This window comes from Mycobacterium kiyosense, assembly GCA_021654635.1.
Taxonomy (GTDB): Bacteria; Actinomycetota; Actinomycetes; order Mycobacteriales; family Mycobacteriaceae; genus Mycobacterium; species Mycobacterium kiyosense.
This window is the reverse complement of the sequence record AP025179.1, coordinates 4,225,823-4,247,354: the sequence shown is the minus strand read 5'-3', so window position 1 is coordinate 4,247,354 and position 21,532 is coordinate 4,225,823. Positions and strand designations below refer to the sequence as shown.

General features: G+C 66.3%; 20 protein-coding genes and 1 pseudogene. 10 read left to right on the top strand and 11 right to left on the bottom strand.

What is annotated here, in order from left to right; genetic code table 11:
• From L6444_RS19945 to L6444_RS19935, 3 genes are all read right to left on the bottom strand, one after another.
• Nucleotides 1-1,965 carry a SpoIIE family protein phosphatase gene (locus tag L6444_RS19945; protein ID WP_236976753.1) on the bottom strand — a complete coding sequence of 655 codons (1,965 nt, stop codon included), beginning with the start codon at nt 1,963-1,965 and terminating at the stop codon, nt 1-3.
• Between the two features lie 138 nt (nt 1,966-2,103).
• Entirely contained in the window at nt 2,104-2,529 is a 426-nt protein-coding gene (locus tag L6444_RS19940) for an anti-sigma factor antagonist (protein ID WP_236976752.1), read from the bottom strand.
• 384 nt (nt 2,530-2,913) lie between these two features.
• The gene (locus tag L6444_RS19935) at nt 2,914-3,948 is read right to left on the bottom strand and encodes a hotdog fold thioesterase (protein WP_236976751.1); all 1,035 of its coding nucleotides are present in this window, start codon (nt 3,946-3,948) and stop codon (nt 2,914-2,916) included.
• A 150-nt stretch (nt 3,949-4,098) separates the two neighbouring features.
• On the opposite strand from L6444_RS19935, the pseudogene L6444_RS19930 reads away from it, so the two are divergent.
• The 4 genes and pseudogenes from L6444_RS19930 to L6444_RS19915 form a co-directional block, all read left to right on the top strand.
• A pseudogene (locus L6444_RS19930) lies at nt 4,099-4,490 on the top strand (methyltransferase domain-containing protein); the annotation flags it as partial.
• 373 nt (nt 4,491-4,863) lie between these two features.
• Nucleotides 4,864-5,754 carry a hypothetical protein gene (locus tag L6444_RS19925; protein WP_236976750.1) on the top strand — a complete coding sequence of 297 codons (891 nt, stop codon included), beginning with the start codon at nt 4,864-4,866 and terminating at the stop codon, nt 5,752-5,754.
• Between the two features lie 32 nt (nt 5,755-5,786).
• On the top strand, nt 5,787-6,101 hold the full coding sequence (locus tag L6444_RS19920; RefSeq protein ID WP_236976749.1) for a hypothetical protein: 315 nt from the start codon (nt 5,787-5,789) through the stop codon (nt 6,099-6,101).
• 28 nt (nt 6,102-6,129) lie between these two features.
• Entirely contained in the window at nt 6,130-6,876 is a 747-nt protein-coding gene (locus tag L6444_RS19915; protein ID WP_236976748.1) for a hypothetical protein, read from the top strand.
• A 7-nt stretch (nt 6,877-6,883) separates the two neighbouring features.
• On the opposite strand, the gene L6444_RS19910 is transcribed toward L6444_RS19915, so the two are convergent.
• The 4 genes from L6444_RS19910 to L6444_RS19895 form a co-directional block, all read right to left on the bottom strand.
• Nucleotides 6,884-7,837: an NHL repeat-containing protein gene (locus L6444_RS19910; protein WP_236976747.1), complete on the bottom strand. Its 954-nt coding sequence runs from the start codon at nt 7,835-7,837 to the stop codon at nt 6,884-6,886.
• 77 nt (nt 7,838-7,914) lie between these two features.
• Nucleotides 7,915-8,682: an ESX secretion-associated protein EspG gene (locus L6444_RS19905; protein WP_236976745.1), complete on the bottom strand. Its 768-nt coding sequence runs from the start codon at nt 8,680-8,682 to the stop codon at nt 7,915-7,917.
• A gap of 11 nt (nt 8,683-8,693) precedes the next feature.
• Nucleotides 8,694-9,905: a hypothetical protein gene (locus tag L6444_RS19900; RefSeq protein ID WP_236976743.1), complete on the bottom strand. Its 1,212-nt coding sequence runs from the start codon at nt 9,903-9,905 to the stop codon at nt 8,694-8,696.
• 389 nt (nt 9,906-10,294) lie between these two features.
• On the bottom strand, nt 10,295-10,666 hold the full coding sequence (locus L6444_RS19895; protein WP_236976741.1) for a hypothetical protein: 372 nt from the start codon (nt 10,664-10,666) through the stop codon (nt 10,295-10,297).
• Between the two features lie 557 nt (nt 10,667-11,223).
• On the opposite strand from L6444_RS19895, the gene L6444_RS19890 reads away from it, so the two are divergent.
• The 4 genes from L6444_RS19890 (at nt 11,224) to L6444_RS19875 (ending at nt 13,874) form a co-directional block, all read left to right on the top strand.
• Nucleotides 11,224-12,147 carry a hypothetical protein gene (locus tag L6444_RS19890; protein WP_236976739.1) on the top strand — a complete coding sequence of 308 codons (924 nt, stop codon included), beginning with the start codon at nt 11,224-11,226 and terminating at the stop codon, nt 12,145-12,147.
• On the top strand, nt 12,113-12,361 hold the full coding sequence (locus L6444_RS19885) for a hypothetical protein (RefSeq protein ID WP_236976738.1): 249 nt from the start codon (nt 12,113-12,115) through the stop codon (nt 12,359-12,361). The genes L6444_RS19890 and L6444_RS19885 overlap by 35 nt, the downstream gene beginning before the upstream one ends.
• Before the next feature lie 152 nt (nt 12,362-12,513).
• Nucleotides 12,514-13,353, top strand: coding sequence for a hypothetical protein (locus tag L6444_RS19880; RefSeq protein ID WP_236976737.1), 840 nt, complete (start codon nt 12,514-12,516; stop codon nt 13,351-13,353).
• 2 nt (nt 13,354-13,355) lie between these two features.
• A complete protein-coding gene (locus tag L6444_RS19875) occupies nt 13,356-13,874 on the top strand; it encodes a hypothetical protein (RefSeq protein ID WP_236976736.1) in 519 nt (172 codons plus the stop codon).
• Nucleotides 13,875-13,943: 69 nt separating this feature from the next.
• Here the strand turns inward: L6444_RS19875 and L6444_RS19870 are convergent, their stop codons facing one another.
• Nucleotides 13,944-14,261: a WhiB family transcriptional regulator gene (locus L6444_RS19870; protein ID WP_236976735.1), complete on the bottom strand. Its 318-nt coding sequence runs from the start codon at nt 14,259-14,261 to the stop codon at nt 13,944-13,946.
• A 339-nt stretch (nt 14,262-14,600) separates the two neighbouring features.
• Between L6444_RS19870 and L6444_RS19865 the strand changes: the two genes are divergently transcribed.
• Nucleotides 14,601-15,755, top strand: a complete 1,155-nt coding sequence (locus L6444_RS19865; RefSeq protein ID WP_236976734.1) for an FHA domain-containing protein — start codon at nt 14,601-14,603, stop codon at nt 15,753-15,755.
• Between the two features lie 3 nt (nt 15,756-15,758).
• Here the strand turns inward: L6444_RS19865 and L6444_RS19860 are convergent, their stop codons facing one another.
• Together L6444_RS19860 and eccE are read right to left on the bottom strand one after the other, a co-directional pair.
• Nucleotides 15,759-16,526 (bottom strand): DUF5336 domain-containing protein, encoded by a 768-nt coding sequence (locus L6444_RS19860; protein ID WP_236976733.1) that lies wholly within the window; start codon nt 16,524-16,526, stop codon nt 15,759-15,761.
• Between the two features lie 88 nt (nt 16,527-16,614).
• On the bottom strand, nt 16,615-18,090 hold the full coding sequence (eccE, locus tag L6444_RS19855) for a type VII secretion protein EccE (protein ID WP_236976732.1): 1,476 nt from the start codon (nt 18,088-18,090) through the stop codon (nt 16,615-16,617).
• 348 nt (nt 18,091-18,438) lie between these two features.
• Between eccE and eccB the strand changes: the two genes are divergently transcribed.
• The gene (eccB, locus tag L6444_RS19850) at nt 18,439-19,944 is read left to right on the top strand and encodes a type VII secretion protein EccB (RefSeq protein WP_236976730.1); all 1,506 of its coding nucleotides are present in this window, start codon (nt 18,439-18,441) and stop codon (nt 19,942-19,944) included.
• 3 nt (nt 19,945-19,947) lie between these two features.
• On the opposite strand, the gene eccD is transcribed toward eccB, so the two are convergent.
• Complete coding sequence (gene eccD / locus L6444_RS19845) at nt 19,948-21,444, bottom strand: type VII secretion integral membrane protein EccD (protein ID WP_236976729.1); 1,497 nt, start codon at nt 21,442-21,444, stop codon at nt 19,948-19,950.
• Nucleotides 21,445-21,532 lie beyond the last annotated feature (88 nt).

Sequence of the window (21,532 nt, the reverse complement as noted above, 5' to 3'; positions counted from 1 at the left end):
TCAGTCCTCGACCAGGATGTCCTGGGCCTCGCCGCCGCTGACCGGGATCTGAACCAGCGACAAGACGTGGTGCGCCGGGCTGCCCGGAGGCGCCACCAGCACGCAGTCGGCGCCCTGCCTGCGGGCCCGGTCGCGGGCGGCAGCCAAAGCGCTCACACCGGCGGACCCGAGATGTGTGACCGCGCTGAGGTCGATCGTCAAAGACGCTACGCCCGAACGGCTTTCGACGGCGATCTGCCGATCCAGGGTGGACGCGGTATGCGAGTCGACTTCGCCGCGCACCACGATGCGGCCGTTGTCGGCGACCAGCGACACGAACTCGCTGTCCACCGCCCGCTGGAAGGAAACGCGGCTGACCACCGAGTCGCTGACGAAGGTCGCCGGGCGGGAAAGGCGGTGGGTGAGGGTGGCCGTGGTGCCCTCGGATCCGTGTGTGACATGCGATTCGGTGACCAGGGCTTCGGCCATCGCCAGCCCGCGACCGCGGCCGCGCTCGCCTGCACGGTGGTCCTTCCAGGTGCCGCGATCGGTCACCGACGCCCGCAGCATTCCGTCGCCGCCCAGCTCCGCGCTGACGACGACACCGTCGGGAACGTCTGTGCTGTAACCATGTTCGACGGTGTTCTCCACGAATTCGGAGATCGCGTGCACCACGTCGGAGATGTCACCGGCTTCGGCGCCGATCGCGGTCAACCATTCCCGCATCGCGGCGCGCACCTTGCGGGCGGCCTGGATGGTCGCATCGGTGGTGATGTGCAGCGGTGGGATCGCGGGGCGGCGCTGAGCGGCCAGCAGCGTGACGTCGTCGTTGTAACCGGTTGAGCGCAAAAGCAATTCGAGTGTTTCCGAGCAGAGCCGGTCGATGGGCCGGGCGGGCGCATCAATCACGAAGCCGTTCGTGCCCGCGGCGATACCGGCGGCCAGATCGGCGAATTCCGCGGTGCTGGCCTGCAGCGGCCGGCCCGGGCGTTCGATCAGGCCGTCGCTGTAGAGCAGGACGGCATCGCCGACGTCGAGCATCTCGGTGCGCATCGGGAATCCGGTGCCGCCACCGAGCGGACCGCCGCCGGATGGCTCCAGGTAACGCGATTCCGCCGCGGCCGTCACCACCAGGGGCGGTGGGTGTCCGGCGGTGCAGTATTGAAACTCGCCGGTCGCAAGGTCCAGTGCGCCCACGCAAATGGTGGCCGACCTGGACCCGGGCACCTGCTCGTGGAAGCGGTCCACCGCCGCCAGCGATTCCACGATCGTGTGTCCGGCGGTGATCTGCATCCGCAGCGCGGTGCGCAGCTGCGACATCACCGCCGCTGCTTGCACGCCGTGGCCCACGACGTCGCCGACGACGAGCACCAGGCGGTCGCCCAGCGCTATGGCGTCGAACCAGTCCCCGCCGGCCGCGGTGTCCACGGCCGCGACCAGGTACTCGGCGGCGACGTCGGCCCCCGGCACGATCGGCACGGTGGCCGCCAACAACGCCTGCGGCATCACCGTCGCCGAATCCCGGACATTGCGGTAGCGCTCGGAGAGTTCCTCGACTCGTGCTTCGGCGGCTTCCCGTGCCTCGACCCGGGCGGTGACGTCGTCGAAGATCAGTTGCACGCCCTCGATCGATCCGTCGGCAGCGCGCCGCGGCGTAACCAGAAAGTCGAAGAAATGTTCCCGGTAACCCGACCCCTCGAGGTCGGCCTGAAGGCGCCACTCGGTGCCGGTCTGCGGCTCGCCGGTGTGATAAACGCGGTCGAACATGTCGAAGATCTGCTGACCCGCCAGCTCCGGATAGACCTCCCTGACGGGCTTGCCCACCACCTCGTTCGAGGGATTCAAGGCGCGAAAAGCGGCGTTGGCGGCGATAAAGCGATGCTCAGGCCCCTGTAAGCCGACCGCCATGGCTGGGATGTTCTCGAAGACCCGCCGCACGTCGTGCGCCGCGCCCACCGCTTGGTCCCAGTCCATTTCGGCCGCCATCTGACGTACCTCCCGCGGACCGAAGTAGCAAAGAATGCGCTGACGCGACAGTCCAGCAACATCAAACACATTAGCAATCCGCGGCGCCGGAACGCCTCACCAAAATTTCGTCGGCACCCCCCCGTGCGGGTCCCCGGGTTATGCCGCTGCCAAGGCGGCTTCCGTCGTCGGGTGAACGGGCAGTACGCCGCTCAGTGCGCAAGCGTGGACGATGCGACCCAGTCCCGGGTCGTCGCTGACCATGCGCAGCGTGATGCCGCGGCGACGGCAGCGCTCGGCCTCGTCGGCCAACACGGTGAACGCGCAGCAACCCATGAAGTCCAGCCCGCTGACGTCGACCACCAGGGGGCCGGGTGCGACGGCAACGGCCGCCGCCTCGCGCAGCAGGCCCTGCCAGGTGTGTTCGTTGGCGGCGTCGACCTCGCCGCCGGCCTGGACGACCACCGCGGAGCCGTTGCGCAGCGTGGTGGCCCGCAAGGTGCTCGTCGGGCCACCCAACTCCGATGCCAACCGGCTGCTGAACGGCAGCGGAATCGAGAACGACTCGGATGGTCCAATGTTCATCAGGCACCCCCATTGAGGCCGCACTGGAATATCTCCCCGATGGATATCAGCTGCGGGCCGGGACAAAACGTGGTGCCTTTTATATAGCAGAGACCAGCAGCGGATTCGGCCGTTTGTGCATATCCGACAGGTGCCTCACAGAATCTGGTGCCGTCGGCGGCGGGAGCGAGCCGGCCGCGATCGAATGATCGGCTTTCATGCGTTGCGGCGCAGCATCTTTCGGCGTCGATTCGCCGCCGGGACGGGTATCTCGTTGCCGTGCAATGCGGTCAGTTCGAACCGTAAGTTCCCAGGGTGGTACCGCGTACCCCGACGATCCCGGTGAATGATCCGCACAGCACGCGATGACGGGCGGTAAGCGATAGGGGGTTTCGCGGCGGTCGTTCAGCGAATCCCCGCGGCACCTTCGGGTTCGGTCGGGTGCCCGACGATGGCGAAGTTGACCGTCGCGATGGCCGCCAGTTCGCTGTCGCTGTCGCCGAAGATGTCGATCTGCATGACCAGTGAGCGCCGACCGGCGCGCAGTACCTTCGGGACGGCACGCGCCGATCCGTGCCGAATCGGGCGCAGGTAGCGGATGACCAGATCAGAGGTTGTCATCGCGGTACCGGGCTGCAGGTATTCCAGCCCGAGCTGGCCGCCGGCGACGTCGGCCAGCGTGGCGATCAGGCCGCCCTGCAAGGCGCCGGAAGTGTTGACCACCTGCGGGCTGACCGGCATCGTCATGGCCAACTCACCGTCGGGCGCGCTGGCCGGACGCAGGCCGATTCGGGCAAACAGTTCGGCCAGGGTGGCCTCGGATGCATCGTCACCGGTGTCGCGGATGCCCAGCGCGCGGCTGCAGAAGTCGTAGATCTGGCCGGACTCGATCGGCGTGCCGTTCAATTCGGTGCCCAACCAATGCAGTCGCATCGCGCCGATGATCGTCTGCATGGCGATCGCCGATGCCGCCCCGACATCGAGCGAGGGATCGAACAGCCCCTCCGTGATGCCCTGCCCGACGATGTCGCGCATCAACCGATGCAAGGGGGACAGCACCCGGGCATAGTCGCGCGGCCGCGTCTCGGCCAGGTGCTGGTTGTAGAGGCTGAGCGCGCGGTTGAGGCTGTCCTGGGTGGTCGATTCCGGCTGTGCGGTGACGCGGTCGATGACCAGCTTGAGCGCCGCGGTGCTGTCCAGGCCGTTGATTTCGGCGCGCCACTGCTGGGCCGCCTGGGCCATGGTCCGGTCGAACAGAGCCAGCAGGAGTTCGTCCTTGCTGGCGAAGTGCTGGTAGAAGGCGCGCAGTGAGGTCTTGGAGCGGGCGACCACCTCCTGGACGGTGAAGTCGGTGCGTCCGGTTTCGCCCAGAATCTCGACGGCGGTCTTGATGAAGCGGTCGGCGCGGGTGACTTCGGCTTCGTCGGTGGGGTCGGCCATGGGCGGATTCTCCTCTGCGAGAGCGCTGCGACGACGCTTTGAGAATCAGGTTACCGCGTGGACTGTCGTGACGGTTCAGCGGCGCTGAGACATCGTCACTGTGGTGTATCAGTATGGTGCGCTTCGCCTTTGTGGAGTACGTAGTCGAAGATGGAAGGGTTGCGAAAGAGATTCGACCAGCTGGTTGCAGAGGCTGATGCGGTATCGGTAGACGGCTGGGATTTCTCCTGGCTCGACGGCAGGGCCACCGAGCAGCGCCCGTCCTGGGGCTACCAGAGGTTGCTGCGCGACCGATTAGCGGGGGTGACGTCCGCGCTGGACATCCAGACCGGCGGCGGCGAAGTTCTGGCCGCGCCGGGCCTTTCCCGCCGGCCATGGTGGCGACCGAGTCGTGGCCGCCGAATCTGGCTTTGGCCACGCAACTGCTGCATCCGCTGGGGGTCGTCGTCGTGTGCGCCCAGCGGCCACTTCCCTTCGCCGACAATGCTTTTGACTTGGTGACCAGCCGACATCCGGTCGACTTGTGGTGGGACGAGATCGCTTTCTGCTGAATCTTTCTGCCGCTGAGCCGTTCCGAGAAGCCGCTACCGCTGGTGCCGGACCCAACATGGTCGACACCGGTGCGAGGATGCCCGTCCGGTTGGTGATGTGCATGGGCCGCGCAGCGTGCCGTGATTCGGGACCGCTACACCCGCCCACAGTCGCCCGATGTGGGGTTCTGGCGGGCCTCGGCGGCGCACAGCCATCGCCGTGGGCGCGCCGATGCCCCCACCCCGCCGAAGATCTGCGCTGTTTATCGTTGGTGACGCTAGTTACGCTATTCGCACAGCGATCCACCTGGGGGTTTTGGTCATGGTGTCGACTCCGTTGGAGCCGGAACGCGCAGGTGACCTGGGCGGGCGAACCTAACGCGCCATGGGGACCTACGACGAGTACCTCTCGCAAGGTGTGGATCCCGCGACGGCTCGGGCTTGGGCAGACGCGGATGCGGCCGATACGGATGCAGTCGACGAGGCTGCCGGGCAGTCGCACGAGCCGCGGCATCGCTTTGTCGCGCCGCCGCTGCAGGCATTCACCGCCCTCTCGCCGGAGACCGCGGCCGAAATCGGACTGGCACCCGCAGCGGCCGCGGCGTTCGCCGACACCTTGCAGGACCTCCGCCTGCGCACCGGGCCGGCGCCCGGACCGGCGATCGGCCGCGACACCACAGGGATGGTCGCGCTCACCGTCGACGAAATGCACACACCTCTACGTCTGGACCTGCGCAACGACTGGACTGATGCGGTACCGGCGCAAGCGCTGCCGACGGCCATTTTCGGCGCTTATAGGGCTGCCCTGGATATCCAATACCAGCAGGCTCGCCAGGCCGCGAGCGACGAGCCGCCGCCGAAGCCGGCGACGCTGCAGGACTTGGTTGGGCCGCTGGACGACTACCGCGACCCGCCGAGACCGCTGGCCCGATTCCGGGAGGATGTGTACGCGGCCTGCGATCAAGCCAACCGGTTGTCCACTGCGCTGGCATCGGCGGCCGCAGCCCGCAAAGCCGGCGGTGCGCCCGCTGAACCCCGAACGATCGCAGTACAGCTCGACGGTGCCTGGTTGGTCGGATGCCAGATCAACGCCGAATGGGCGGAGCAAGCCGCCGCGGCCCGGATCATGAACGAGTTCGCAGTTGCACTGCAGCAGGCGAAGGACAACCAAGCCGGCGGGCCGGCGCTGGAAGCTGAAAAGCAGGCACTGCTGGCTCAATTGAGCAATCTGACCCGCGAGGGGATTGCTGCGCTGCAATACCTGGGTGAGCGCTGATGTCACCGGCTCCTGCGAGAAAGCGATAGCAAATGGCACCCAATCTGAAGGTCGACCTCGAATGGCTGCGGAAGGATGCCCGGCTCTGGTCGGGCAGCGCCGATAAATTAGGCGAGTTCGCGAGCACGGCGGCAGGGGCGAAGATCAGCAGCCCCTTCGGTCAACCATCGGCAGGTGAAATGCCTTACGACCCGTACGCCCTGATCAAGGAATTCTTGACTGCCTACAACAAGTTCAGCGAGGCGTTTTCCAGCCGGGCCAGTAAGGGTCGAGAAGGGATGGAAGCCATGAGCACCACGCTGGTGGGTGTCGCGAACGCGTTTCATTCGACTGACACACCACGTTGACCGCGCGGTTGTCGAGGCAGGGGGATATGTGAGTATCGGCGACGAATTGCAACAGTATTACCGAGATCTGGTGAAGCGAACCGACGAGCTCGAGCGGGCGATCAACGAAGCCGCTGACAGCTGGCTGGCCCGAACGCTGGATCTGGACGAGGAGATCCGTGCCGCCGGAAAGCTGGTCATCGGTGCGCTACGAAACCAGGTGATTCCCACCGTCAAGAAGATCGCCGACACCCTGTCCATGTCTGATGTGCTGCGCGACCATAAAAACGGTTGGCAGACAATCGATTCCGGGGCCCGAGGCATCTCGGACAAATTGGACGACGAAGTCAACGGAATCCGCGGCCAAGTGCATTGGACGGGTGCCGCGGCCAATGCATACGGGGTATCTGTGGGTCACCAGAAGACGGCGGTTACCGGTTTGAGTACGGCAGCACAAGCGATCCAAACTTCGTTGGAAGCAGTAGCAAGTGCGTTGGACACGGCCGGGTACACGATCATTCCCGGCGTGGCCGGCCTGCTGCTGTCCATTGCCGGTGCGATCGCGACGGCGGTAACGGTTGTCGGCCTGCCGGCGACGCTCGCCTTTGTCCTGACCACGATCGCCACCTTCCTTGCCAGTGCTGCTGCGATTATCGCCGGGTTCGTCTCAGTCGAGAATGCACAAAGCGATCAAGCCAATGCATTGCAGCGAGCGCTGGATGCCCAGGGGGACTGGCCGACACCCAATGTCGCCAGCTACAACTCCCAGCAGCGTGATCAGTGGATACCGCTGTGATCCTTCGTCATGCCGCGGCAAGCTTGAGCACTCGATTGTTGCCGGCATCGACCACGTAGAGGTTCCCGCCGGGGTCGACGGCGAGGCCTTCTGGATTGCGTAATCCGTTGAACGGCAGCTCGATCTGCGTCGTGGACCCAGCCACCATCTTGAGAACGCGATTGTTGCTGCTGTCGGCGACGAAGACCGATCCGGCGCCGTCGACGGCGACACCGGAGGGGTTCGTCAGACCCGAGAAGGGCACATCGGTCGAAACGTCTGCGCCGGGCGGCAATTTGAGCACGAACTGGCGCATGTCGGACACGTACACAGCACCCGCGCTGTCGACTGCCACGCCGACCGGGCGGAAGAGACCGCTGAACGGCAGCACGATCGGATTGTCAGCGCCGGCCGGCAGTTTCAGGACGCGGTCGTTGCCGGTGTCGGCGACGTAGAGGGCACCAGCGGCGTCTGTGGCGACACCAGACGGAAGTTGTAATCCATTGAACGGCAGAGTCTTCGGGAGTGCCGCTCCAGCAGCCAGCGCGAGTACCTTGTTCTGCGTGTAGTCGCTGACGTAGACACCGCCAGACCGATCTACCGCTACGAAGTTCGGAGTCTGCACATCGGTGAAGGGCAACGCGGTCGGATCGCTCGTCCCAGGCGGAAACTTGACTACCCGCGGCTTTTCGGAGCTGTCGGTGATGTACAGGGCGCCCTCGGCATCGACTGCCAGCTTGCGCGGATGCTCAAGTCCGGGCAGGGGCAGCACAATCTGCGGGCTCGCGGCTGCGCTGCTCGTCTGAGGGGTGGTGGTACCGGACCCTGGCGTCGTGCCGGCCCGTGGACCTTCGGGTGCGCGGCAGGCTGCGATGGCGGTCACGAGCAGGGCGAGCCAAGCGATGAACCGGTTGCCTCCGAAGCTGCGCTTGCCGACCGACCCGCTCATGCCCACCCCCGTTTCCGATCCACTGTCGACCATCGTAGGCAAGCTGGCTCGTCGCCCGGGAGTCGACGACCCGCTGCTTACGCTTGATCTTGTAAAACGTTGGTAATCAGTCATTCTCGTTGTCGCCGTACCGCCGCAATGTCGGCCGCGATCAGGTTATCGATCCGCTCGCTGAGGTAACGCCGGGTCATCGGTTGGGCCCAGCGGTAGTCAGGGTTGTAGATGTATTCGCCGTCATCTTTGATGCGAACCCATACCACGGCATCCGTGTCCTGATCCAATCCCCACGCACGTGCCGGCAGACGGTGGCTCTGCACCGTGGCGTAGGCGGTGACCTCCGCACTCGGCACGTCGATCACCGGACCTGAACCCCAGTTAGGTTGTGCTGCAACCTCTTTGCTGTCACGCAGGGACTGCGGTACGTATTCGGGAATCACAACCCTCGGACGTGGGCCTGGCCTCGTCAGCTCCACCATGCCCGCGATAGCCGGCCCCAGGTCGTAGGGGGAGAGGGCGAATAATTCGACGACGTCGTCCGAATGTTGGCTCGCCAGAAAGCCGCGGTCGCCGCAACGGTGCGCCAGCAACCGAGTGCTGGGAAGGTGCACGGGGAAATACTGCACCCGGCACTCGACGCGGACATCGGCCTCGGCATAGGTCGCGAACCACGTCTTGAACACCTTCAGGTCGCCGTGGTTCACCCGATCCGGCAGGGTTCTGGCATGGGCGTTGTAGGCGCCGAAGTCGGCAAAACGATTCGGCAGCGTCGGGACGAACGGGAACGGCAGGAACTCGCGGCCCAGGTAATTGCTGATCATGCCCAGATCCAGCACGTCGAGGCGGCTCAGTCGCTTCAAGTCCACCGTGCGGTCGCTCATAGCTGCGCCGGCTAGGTCTTCTTCGGAGTCGGGGGAGTTGCCTTCGGTGGCGCGCCGCCGATCACCGGCGCGACCGCGTCGGCCTCACCGGCCACCTCTTCGCCGTTCTTGGGAAGGCGCAACGCCTTGCTGGCCTTGTGGGTTTTGTCGGCTTTGTTGCCCTGATGACCAGCAACCGGGGTGCCGCCGGTGCCCTGTCCGGCACTGCTGACTCCGGCACGCGAGACCGGGGCTGCGCTGTTCGCGACCTTGGGTGTCGCGGGGACGTTGGCCGCCGGCTTTGCGTTAATGGCGCCGCGTCCACCCGCACCACCAGCCCCGCTGCCGCCGGAGCCCGCCTTCAAGGCGCTGGACAGCCCCTTGGCGCCTGGTCCCAGCAAACCGGTCGGACCGCCCACCCCGGCTTTCGGATCGCCCTGCCCTGCGCCGCCCAACGTCTTGGAAGCGGGGTCGCTTCCCTGGCTGCCGGCTTTTCCTGAGCCGTCGGCACCACCTTTGCCCGAGTCGCCCCCGCCGTCCTGGCCGCCGGCCGGCGAGGTGGGCGCCGATTTTCCACCTGTGTTGTCCGGCTGTGCATTGTCCGGTCCGGTCAGGCGGGCAGGTTCACCTGTGTTCAGGCCCTGTTGGGGAAGGGTCTGCGGTGTGCCTCCGCCAGTGCCGCTGGGTGTGCCGGACCCCGCTCTGGACGGTCCGTCCGTGGGCGGGCTGACGTCGGGCACCGCGCTGTTGACGCTCGGATGATTTGTCGAGATTTCGTCGATAGGGCCTCGGTAGACGTTCATGATGCCCACCACAAGATCGTTCAGTTGATTCAGCGTTTCTTGGCTTGATGGCTCATCCGGGTGAGCTGCGGCTTCATTATATTGAGGCATGTATTGGGCGAAGTTCTGCTTTGTGGTGCTGAGGTCGTCAAAAAATGCTTGAAACAAGGTTTCCATAGTCTCTGCGTGCTGTCTCATCTGTTCGAGCACTTGAAAAGACCGATCCAGGTTCGCCTTCATCGCGCCGGCGGCTTGGCCGGTAAAGCCGTCACCAAGCAGGCGCAAGCCATTTTGTAGCTCGGTATTTATCGCTCTTATGGTTGCATCCCAACCAGGATTTTGTGGGCCTTGCTCGGTTGCATTGACGATCGCGTTGTAGCCGTCAATGTATTTCTTGACATCATCATGGGGAACATTTTTCGCGGATTTACAGGGGTGGCCGCGCCCACTCAGTTCGTGCAAGTGATTCGGTGGCCGCGCGAGGTCTCTATCAATTGGTGTACCAGTTGCCGGACCCGGGATATTCGGCGGCGGGGGTCGGTTCGGTCGGGTCGGGGAGCTGGGGCGAGGCAAAGTGGGCGCGTTTGGCGCCGGGTTGACGATTTGCCCGTTGGCGTCGAAGACCCCAGGCGGAGCTTCCCTCCGGATCGCGTCCACAACCGAGTTCGGCACCAAGGGCAGATTTGCCCCCACGGACAGGGAGCTTTGCAGAAATAACGACGGTTGCCACTGCGGAGCGACTCTGTGTATTGCATCGAGCATGGCTTGTATATCGGCGCCGGTAGCCACGGTTGCGTCCTAAATCAATCTTGTGCAGAAGCGCCGGTATTGAGACGACGTCGCACCATTCATCAGCGGGGTTGGTCGGCGGTGGTGATGAGACGCGCAGCGCCGGCTGTTGCTGTCTTGAGCGCCTGAAGGTAGTTCGCGTATTTGTTCACCGCTTCGAGGAACTCAGTGATGTCCTGCTGCAGATGGCCTCGGGTTGTCGTAGCCGAGACGAATTGCCCCACATCGGCGTTCGCGAGCCAACTTTGTAGCCCCTGGGCTCCGGCGAGTTGAGAACGAAGGGTGTCTAACGCGGCGTCAATGTTGCCTATGAAGCGGGTCGCTGCGCCCGCTTCGAGACGGAGTTGATCCGCCGTCCACAGGTCGTTGCCCGCCGATCTCCACGCGCTCATCTGCGTCGTCAGATCGAGAAGGTTTCGGTCGTCGTTGCTCATGTGGTCACTCCTCGCAAATCGTCGCCGACTTGTGGGCGACGGCAGCGATGCGCGTCCCTTACCTGTCGCGCTCGCTGGCCACGAACGAGAATTGACGCCGATCGCCGCTCCTCGTCGATCCCCCTGGGAAACGTACGCACCGAGATATCTTGGCTCCGTCGTTTCTCGCATTTAAGCCTAAGACATCACTTGGCTTATTGTGCGCGGAGAATCGCTTGTCATCGCCATGGTCCAACGTGCAGGCGTGCCTGGCCTCGCGACCTACGCGAATCGTAAGGGGGCAAATCGTGGCTGAACCGGAGCTTTCTTCAGGTGGTTTTCGCTGGGTGGAGTCGCCCAGCGGGGAAGGCTCGCCGCCGAGGCGTGGGCGGCGCCGGTGGTGGGTGGTGGCGGTGTTGGTGGTGGTTGTGGTGTTGGTGGGGGGGTTGTGGGTGTGGCGTTCGGGCGTGCTCGGTGCCAGCAAAGGTCCCGGTAATGCCCAGGCGCAGCGGCCGTGGGTGCCGCCGATAGGGACGCCGCAGGAGTTGTTGGTGTCGTTTTCGTTGGATCGGCAACCGGTGGCGGGCTGGCAGGTGCGTCCGACCGATGTGGGGCTGCCCGATTACGCGCCGATCGGGAACCTGTTCGCCAGCGACGGTGACCGGGCGTACTTTCTGTCGGAATTCCATGACAACGACTGTGGGAACGCTTGTCGCCCACCGCAGGCGTGGGTGTATGGCATCGACACCACGACCGGGAAGAAGTTGTTCGATCCGGTGGTGTTACCCAGGTGGGGGGTGACGTGTTACGGGAACGGGCCGGGGGTGGCGGTGTGTCTGGCTGAGATAAAGCCGCCGACGGCGTCGGTGATCGACCTTGTTCACGGTGTGTTGAGTTTCACCGGCCCGACCGACGTGGCGGTTTCTGCGTTTCCCGGCCCTGAGGCGCATGCCGTGGGTACGTATTTGGGGCAGTCGTGGTTGGTCGCCTCGGTTAATGGTCGGGGTGTGTATGGGGTGGGGTCGCATGGGGAGCGGACCTGGTTTGTGCCGGGGACGGGGTATTTCAATCCGACCGATGCTCGGGTGGCCGACGATATTCCGGCGCCGGTGTTGGCGGTCTCGCCCAGTGGGTTGAACGATGTGGCGGATCGGGTGTTTTCGCCGGCTGATGGTCATGAGGTCACCCCGGCGGCTCCGGCGGGAACGTCGTTGACCCGTGCGGTGGTCTATAACGGCGGGTTTGCCTATGCCTACCGTGAGGGGCAGACCGGCCAGAACGGGGTGATGTTTTATGACGTGTCGGGGAAGGTACTGGCGCAGCGCCCGATGGGCCCGTCGACGGTGAAGCTGCTGGATAACCCGGCGATGCCGGTGGTGGCCGTTGATGGTCAGTGGCAGGTGTTCACCGCGGTGGGCAAGCCGGTGACCGAGATCGCAGCCCCCCGAGATGGTTCCAATACTGCGGATGATCGGGTCCAAGCTGTATGTGCAGCGGGGTGATGTCATCGACCACGCGTGGCAGCAGTGGGATCTGCATACCGGACAATCCGGTGCGACGTGCGCCGGTCAGAATCTCGAAGAGACCGCGCCTTCGGGAGAATACGTCGCCTCCGATGGCACGACCGTTATCGGTAAAACGGGTGGCGTGTTTGTTGGGCAATACGCCGCGATGAACAGGACCACGTGTCAGATCCTGTGGAAAACCCCCCGCTGATGTGCGGGTCAACCTCTGGAAGGTTGGCACCGGTTTGCTGCAAAGCGATCAAACCCACAATGCGATGACCTGGCTGCGACCACCCGCTTGATCAGCGGCGGGCCGATTTCACGCCGTCGGGGTCTGCGGGGGCGTTTCGTTAATCTGACTTCATGACTTCGGGTGCCGACGATCGTCGTTGTATCGAGGATGCCGTGGCGATGCTGATCGAACGGGCGCCCGCGGGATGGACGCGCCTTGGACTGGAGTTCGACTCCGCTGCGCTGCCGCCGGTAGCCACCGCATCGGTGACCGGGGCCGATTCGGTGCGGACGCCGTTGACAGTGCCTGCCGAGGCATACGAGGCGCTGAACGAATACCAGGTGCGGTCAAGGGCCGCCGGAGCAGCGTGGCGCAGGCTGGTGATCGACTGCCGTCCAGACGGGCGGCTGTCGATGCAGACGGACCCGGCCGGCCCTGTGCACGAGCCCAAGCGGTGGTACACCTGGGTGCTGGCGACGATCACCGCAGGGTGCTCGGTGGCCGCGGCGGTGGTGTTCGCGGTGGGATGGCGGACACCGGTGCCGCCGCCGGTGCCGCCGCCGCCGCCCCGTGCGGCGATGATCGACGTGCCGCCGCCCTCGCCGCGTGAACAGGAAGCCTTCGAAGTGTTGAAGCGCTGGTACGACGCGGAGAATCGGGCGGACGGTGCGGCGTTGCGCGCGCTGGCGTGTGCGCATCCGGGCAAGAACGTCGAGGACGAGATCGAAGGATTCGAACAGACCAAGACCGTCCAAGGGATCAGCTACTTGGAAGCGGTGGTGGGATTCCGGGACGAGGGGGACGGGGTCTGGGGCAAGTTCATGCTGCGGGTGCATCCGCTCACCGAGCGCGACAAACAGCTGGTCGAGCAGGCACAGCAGCACGGTGGCTATTTCTCCGACGAGTACACGCTGGTATCAGAAGGTGGCCAATTGAAGGTATGTGACGCCGACACGCCGCCGCGGGTGTGATCGTGGCTACCGAAGCCGCTGATCCGCAATTCGGCACGGGCCGGCGGTGGCGGTGGGTTGCCGGGTGGGGCGTAGCGGCACTTATTTCGATCGTCGTGCTGGTCGTTGCGATCGTGGGCCGCACCCGCGGCCATCCCGAGGACAAGCCTGGCCCGAGTCTTCCGACGCTGCGGCCGATGGCCGCTAGCGAATCGATGTCCGACGAACGGGCATTCGCCGTTGCCGCGAACACGGTACGGGTGTGGATGCGGGAACGAAACGAACGGCATCTGGCCAACGTGCTCGCACTGTCGTGTCCAGATACCCATGACGGGGTCCTTGCCGCCGAGATCGCCGGTATCAAAGGTGAGGACTTCTTTACGGTGCTGTCGCCGGTTGACAAGGTGGTCAGGTTCACCCGCAGTGGTCCGGTGTGGACGGTCGACGCCATCCGCCCGGACGGTGGGGTGGGGACATTCACCTTGCAGGTGCGTAACGGGGAGCTGTTGGTGTGCCAGATCGGTTCAGCACCGGTCCCGTAATCCGAGCGGCGCGACCACGACGCCGTGGTCTGTCCGCGACCGCCAATCGATAGACCGGGCGCCGCACGGCTACGGCAGATACTTCCGCGGTCGCCCGCGCCGTCGCGGCGCAACCTGGTAACCGCCGCGTTCGGCCAGTGCGCGTAGCTGTCGCAAAGCGAAGTCTCGCGGCCGTCCCGATTCTGGGATCACCACGCCGGCCCACAGGCCCTCGACAGCGGGGTCCTGGCACGCCTCACGCGCGCAGAGCCAGCGCCGCGGGCAGGCCTGGCACAACGCTTTGGCTTCGTCGTCGGGCTCGGTGGTCGTCCATCGCTGTGGTTGGGCGGCGCACACCGGAACGTATTCGTCCAACCGTGTGACCAGCGGTACCGCCGTTGCAGTCATCACTGCCCCCTCCGTGTCTGGCTGTCTGGGCCCCGCAGGGCGCCGATGCGACGACTTTAACCAAAGTTGCAGCGCTAGTGCAACAACTAAATCGAAGCGGTCTACGAAAACGTACAAGCGCCGTTAGGGGAGCACGATGAAATGCCTGATCAGCGGCGTGTCGGCGGCAACCGCTCCGCCAGTGGGAACGCTGGGTGCTGCGAATCCGTGACATCTGACGCGGAGATATGTGCCAGGAAACATGTAGCATCAGTAACCGCAGTGCTTGAGAAAGGCTGTAGCAAGGATGCTCAACCATTCGGAGCCGACGCGTGCGGAAGTGACCGGGGGAGTGACGCGGTGACCGTTGATCACGCGGGTCGCGCGGTGGCCACGCCCGCCATCGCGGTGCGACTCGGCGATCAAGTGCATACCCTGGATCCGCACGCCGGAGTCGCGGTGATCGGCCGGGACAGCGCCGCGGCAGTACATCTGGCCGATGAGCGCATTTCCCGGTCACACGTGCGTCTCGAGCCGGGCCAGGACGCCTGGCAAGCGATCGACACCAGCACCAACGGCATGTATCTCGACGGCGTGCGGCGCAGCTCGGTGCTGATCACCGGGCCCACCACCTTGCACCTGGGCGCACCCGAAGGCATCCCGGTCTCGCTGACGCCGAGCGTGGCCGGCGCACCGGGTGACCCGGGCGCGCAGGTCGACCCCTCGACCGAAGCGACCGGCGTGATCGAACTGCCCGAGGGTGACGAGGACGACGAATGGTGGGGGGCCGACAGCGACCCGGGCGTCGCACGCGCCGGCCGCGCGGTTGCTGCCCGGCGTGCCGAACTCGAGATCACTCAGCGAGGTCTGGCCAAGGACAAAGTCATCAACGCCGGTACCCTCATCGCCTTCGAGAAGGGGCGCAGCTGGCCGCGCCGCGCCACCCTGGCCAAACTGGAAAAGGCGCTGCAATGGTCGCCCGGCACGATCACGCGGATTCGCAGCGGTGAAGCGTCACTACCGGGCGCTCCCGCTCCGGCGGTCGGGGACGACACCACCGAGGTGCTCACCGACACCGTGCGCGCCCCGCTGATGGCCGAGGCCGTCGAACTGGCCATGCACAGCATCAACGCGGCCACCAGGCTGCTGCCGGAACCGACCCATCCGGATTTCACCCCGCGGGTCACCAGCATCCTCGCTGATCTGCGCAAACTCGAGAACGTGGCCGCCAGCGCCGCGCGTAACGCCAAGGGCACACCGGCGGTGGTGTTGGCGCTGAGCAGCGTGCGACGCGCGTACAACGACGTGATGGCGCGGGCTGCGCGATCACCGCACGCGACGTTGGGTCAACGGCTGTACGGGGCGCGGCACCGCGCGGAACTCAGCATCGAGGAGGCGGCTGCCGCTGCGGGCCTGCCCGCATCGTTCCTGGCCGACGCGGAGGCGGAACGGCCCATCCCCAACGATGTCGCCGCGGCGCTGAGCACCCTGATCGGACAGCTGTCGATCAGCTGAGCCCTACTGCGGCGACGTTCGGTAGGGCGTCTGAAACGCGACGGTCTGCTGCTGCGCCGGAGTCGGGGAATGCGCCGCGTTGGGCACACCGGTGGCGGGCGCCGGCGCCTGGGTCTGCGGCGCGCGGGTGTCCGCGGCGGCTTGGTCGCCGATGAACTCCGCGTAGCTGGCGCCCTGCGGGCTGGCGGCGCGTCCGGGCGCCGGTGCCGAGACCTGCTGGGTCTGCTGGGCGTGCGCGGTACCGCTTTCATACCGATCCTCGGCCTGTTCCTCCTGCTCGTACTGGCCGTAGTACTGGGCTGCGGCCTGCGCATACTGTTCGGCGTAGGCCGCATACCACGCCTGCTGCGCGTCGGCTTCGGTCGGCTGATTGAGCAATGCGCCCACCGCGGCCGCCGCCTGCAGCGCGTTGAGCACCACGACCACCCACAGCGCCCACCCCGGCTCGACGCCGTCGGGGACCACGATCGCCCTCGACAGGGCATCGAGGAAACCGATCGCGGCCAGCGCTGCGATGACCTTGCCGGTGGGCGTCTGCCCGGGCAGCAGCCCGAACACCGCAAGCAGGCCCGCCAGCGCGGCGAAGCGGACGTCCCAGTCGATCCCGCCCACGCCGAGCATCGGCCCGAAACTGACCAGGTAGGAACCCATACCCAGCAATGCCACGGCCAGCGTCAGATGGCGGTGCGACTTGGCACCGGATTTGGAATCGGCGACCCACTGCGAGTGGTCGCCGTAGTAACCGCCCGACGGGCCCGTGGGGTAAGCCATGATCACTCCTTCAAACCGCCCCGATCGGGGTGACCTCGATTCACGCTAGCGCACCCCGGTCAGGCAAATCGGCACCCTGCGCCGCATTTCACTCTTCGTCGGCGAACGAGGCCTTGAGGTAGCGCATCTCCTCGTCGGTCGCGACCATGGTGACCACCGACGACCCCGCCCGCGTGCTCACCCTGACCGTGTCGCTGGCGAAGTCCAGCAGTTCCAGGGCCACGTCGGCGTTTGCCGTGACCGCCGACTCCGGCGGTATCACCACGATCGCGGTCACTCCCACCCGCACCGCCTGCTCGGCCACCCCGTCGAACATCTCCACCGAATAGTTCCGGTCCGCGCCGGCCTGCATCGAGCCTCGATTGAAGTCGGCGACCCACAGCAGGTCGTGGTCGTCGACCTCGTCGACCATGGTGCGCCACTTGGCCGGCCGACGGGTGTGTACCAGCACGTGCGCCCCCAACGCCAGCGACCGCAGCACCACCTGCTGGGCCAGGTGCAGCGTGCCGGCGATTTCGACGCGCCGGATCTGCGGGCCGAACAGGGCCAGCGCCACCGCGCGACCATGCTCGTCGGCGCCGATCACCTGCCCGCAGCCCGAGGCGGGAACGCGTAGCGACGCGAAATCCCCGATCGGATCCGCGGTCGAGTAGGCCCACTTTTCGATCGGCCGGGCCGGGGCCGGCACCGGCAGACTGGCGGCCAGCGCCGAATACTGATGTCCCCGCAGATGGGTCAGGCCGCGCAGGTTGACCCGCGACCGGCCGTGGGTGTCGAAGCGGGCCAGGCCCCGGATCGCGACGGGGCCGCGCGGGTGGTCGCGCCGCAACGACAGGCTCATGGTGGTCGAGTAGCTGGGGATGGTCCACAACAGCCCGAGTCCGGCCGTGGTCAGCATGCGCGGTGCGACGGCGAAGCTGCGCAACCTGAACCTGCCTTCCCGGCAGGTCCGCCAGGTCTCCTCGACGGTGGCCAGATCCACCCCGTCGGTGAGCTGGTGGGTGGCCTGGCCGATCTCCCCGGCGGTCAGCACCCGGGTGCGCAGCCCGCCCTCGGTCAGCCGGTTGGCCACCCGGCGAGTCGCAGTCGTGGCGGCCCGCAGGATGCCGTCGCGGCCGCCGCCGCGCCGGCGTACCGCCGCCGCGCAGCGCGACGGGTCGAACCGGACGGCGATCCATACATTGCGCTGGGCGATCGCCGGCAGCGGCCCCAGCACGGCGTCGTACACCGCGGCCACCTGGCTGTGGCCCTGCGACCGGGCGCCCTGGCTGATCACGTCGATGGAGTCCAGGGTGATGTCGAACTGCTGCAGGCATTCCACCAACGCCTGCACCGGCACGGTTTCTCCGGAAACCGTCGTCCCCGGCTCCATGATGGTCATCGCCTGCGGGTTCTCTTCGATCTTCAACAACGACATCAGAGTGCTTCCGTCCCAACGGAAGCCGATCAGGGCGCCATCGGCCGTCGGGACGTCGAAAGGTTCGGCCAGGGTCCGCTTCTTGGCCCTCTTGCGGCGTTGCCGCCGAAAACCCGTCCGCAGCGCGACCAACCTGGGCAGAGTCATGCCGCGAACCCGCACGACCAGAATCAGAGCGGCCGCCAAAGCCGACCGCGCTGCCCTGCCATCCCGGGAACCCGAGCAGCGGCGCTGTGACCGTCCCCGCGGCCACCAGTAATTGCAGCACCAGCAGATCGGGCAGCGGCAATACGCGCTGCGCCCCGATGTCGATCGTCGAGCGCAACTCGGGGGGGGGTCAGAAGGCGCGCCCCGCTCCCGGGACGTTGCTGCACGACGCGGCACAGACGAAATCCTAACCAGTGTGCGCAGCGAAAACTGGCGCGCATTTCCGCGGTCGCGCTGTTATACGCTACCGAGGCTCGGTGCTGGACCGACGTTGATGGGGGTGCACATATGCCCGCGCAAGTCACGACGCGCGCGCAAGTCAACGGCTATCGGTTCCTGATCCGCCGGCTCGAGCACGCGCTGATCCGGGCCGACTCGCGGATGATTCACGACCCCATGCGCGGGCAGATGCGGTCGTTGCTGGTGGGTTTGGTGATCGCGATCCTCATCACCGGGGCGGCCGGGGTGCTGGCCTTCTTCAAACCGTCGCCGAACATCGGTAATGCCCAGATTTTGCTCAGCAACGGCGGCGGCCTCTACGTGCGCATCGGCGAGCGCCTGCATCCCGTCCTGAACCTGGCGTCGGCCCGGATGATCACCGGCAAGCCCGATCTCCCCAAATCGGTCAGCGACAAGTGGCTCAATCAAGTGCCGCGCGGGCCGATGGTGGGGATCATCGGCGCGCCCAACGCCATTCACGGTGGCGCCGACATGCGCAGCTCGCATTGGACGGTGTGTGACACCGTCACCACCCCCGACGTGTCGAGAAGCATCGGGACGGCCAGCGTGCTGACCACGGTCGTCGCGGGCGACCTCACTTTGGGCGACGACATCGGCGCGGCGGCGCCGGCGCAGATGCTGCTGGTCCGGGCCGGCGACTCGGTCTACCTGATCTTCGATGGCGTCCGCGCGCTGATCGACCCCGGCGACACCGTCGTCGTCAACGCCCTGCATCTGCAGAACGAGCCGACGCGGCCCATCTCGGCCTCACTACTCAACACTTTCCCGCTGGTCCCGCCGATCCGCCCGGTGGTCATCGAGGGGGCCGGCAGTGTCGTACCCGGCGTGCCTGCCAGCTATCCGGTCGGATCGATCGTCAAGACCGTCGATTCGCGCGGCGAGCAGCTCTACGTCGTACTGCCCAATGGTTTGCAACCGGTGTCCGCGGCGGCGGCCGACATCATCCGGTACAGCAATCCCAACGATGTCGTGTCCCAGGCGACCCACGAGGTGTCGCCGGCGGTGGTCAGTCACATCCCGATTGCGCACACCCTGCCGGTGGATCACTACCCGAAAGTGTCGCCGCAGGTGGTGCCCGTGGAGCCGGACCGGGTGGTGTGCATGGCCTGGGAACGGGCGAACTCCGCCGCGCAGGCCACGGTGCGGGTGCTGGTCGGGCACCGGCTGCCGATTCCGGACGGGGCGCAGCCGGTCGGTCTGGCCACCGCCGACGGCAACGGGCCCGGCGTCGACTCGGTGTACCTCAAACCCGGCACCGGCGAGTACGTGCAAGCCACCGGGGCGGAGCCGGACAGCCGGGCCAAGGGGCAGCTCTTCTACATCTCCGACGCCGGCGTGCGCTATCACATCAAGGATCTGCCCACCGCCGCGGCGCTGGGTGTCACCGGCGTGCGCAAGCCGGGAGACGACAGCGAGGTGCCGCAACTGGCTCCGTGGCCGGTCGTGTCGTTGTTGCCGGCCGGACCGGAACTGTCCCAGGAAGCGGCGCTGGTCGCGCACGACGGGATGGCCGCCGACCCGCGTGGCTCCAAGGTCGAGCAGCCCAGGTCCTAGCCGTCAGATCCGGAGCTCGCGGAACATCGCGTACAGACGCACCATCCAGCAGCACAGCGGGAAGATCAGCACGATCGCCAGGTATTCCAGGAGCTCCACCTGCCGCCGCAGCACCGGCGAGAACTCCAACCGGGGGGCGATGATGCCGCAGGCGACCACCAACACCATCAGCACCACCAGCGCCGCGGTGCCGTTGAACTCCCAATTGTCCAGGCCGACAGCAGTTTTGACGATGGTCAACAGCGCGATCGTCAAACCCGCTGCGATCAGCGTCGCCGACTGGCGCAGATCGTGGTGGCTGCGTCCGCGCAGGCACAGCACGGTCGCCACCGCGGTCGCGAAAACCGTTCCCTGCCAATAAAATCCGTCGCTGACGTCGACCGCCAGGTAACAGCCGACCGTTGCGGTGACGGCGGTGGCGGTCAGGATGCCGGTCAGGTACTGACTTGCCCGCCGCACCCGCACGATCATGCCTTCCTCGGTCGGGATCACCTGTTTGCCGACGGCGTTGACCCCCTCGACGGTCGTCCCGCCCTGCGTTTCGATGTCGTCGAGCGGCTCGCCGGCCGTGGGCACCCGCGGGACGGGCAGTTTCGCCAGCAGGATCGTCACCCGTGGTGACAGGTACACGACGATCACCGACACCGTGGCCAGCACCGCGCCGGTGGCGCGCGGCGGCGGACTCCACAGCAGCCCGGCCACCGCGGCGGCGCCACCGATCACCGCCAACGCGATCACCGCGGTGTGCAGCGCCCGGCCGCGGCCGGTGACCAGCAACACCAGCAGCGACGCCAGTCCGGTCAGCGCGAACGCCATCGGCAGCGATTTGGCTCCCCAGCCGTCGGGCACCACGTACAGGGCGCCGCCGAACAACAGCGGCGTGGCGACCGCCGCGAGCCACTCCGAGCGTCGCGCACCGCCGCAGCGGTGAGCGACGACGCAGGCGAGGAGTACCGCCAGGCATCCGATACCCAGCGCAGTAGCGGGAAGGTAGATCACGGTGGCGTGCCGCGGCAGCAGGAAAGCGATGGTCACCGAAGCGGTCAGGCCCACACCGAAGCTGGTGATCAGTCGCGCGTGGCGGGCACCCATGCCGAGTATCGAGCTGTCCGGCTGCCCGTCGGTGTCCAGCACGTCGTCGAACAACATCGGCCGGGCCGGCTGGTCGATTTCCCGAATGGTCAGCAACTCGCCGTCGTAAATGCCGGCCTCGCGCAGTGAACGGCTCGGGTCGATCGCATCGTCACCGAGCCGGGCCAGCGTCCACTTGCCCTCCGTGGTGTCGAAGACGACCTGTTCGAGTTCGGCGTCCGGGCCGGGGTGTGCGGCGATCTGCTCGTTGGCGATGTCGATGACGTCGTCGATGAACGCACCGATGCTGGTGTCGGCCGGTAGCCCGAAGTCCAGCCGCAGGTCACCGACCACCAAAGTGACGCGGCTGAGGGTGGGTTCGGCCTCGGATTCGGCGTCTAATTCCGACAGCGACGGCGGTAGAGTCATCGCTGTCGGCCTCCTGCGTGTTGTGGCATTTCGCTGGTCACATTACCCAGGGGCGGGTGGAGAATCTGTCGCGAGTTTCGGGGAAAAG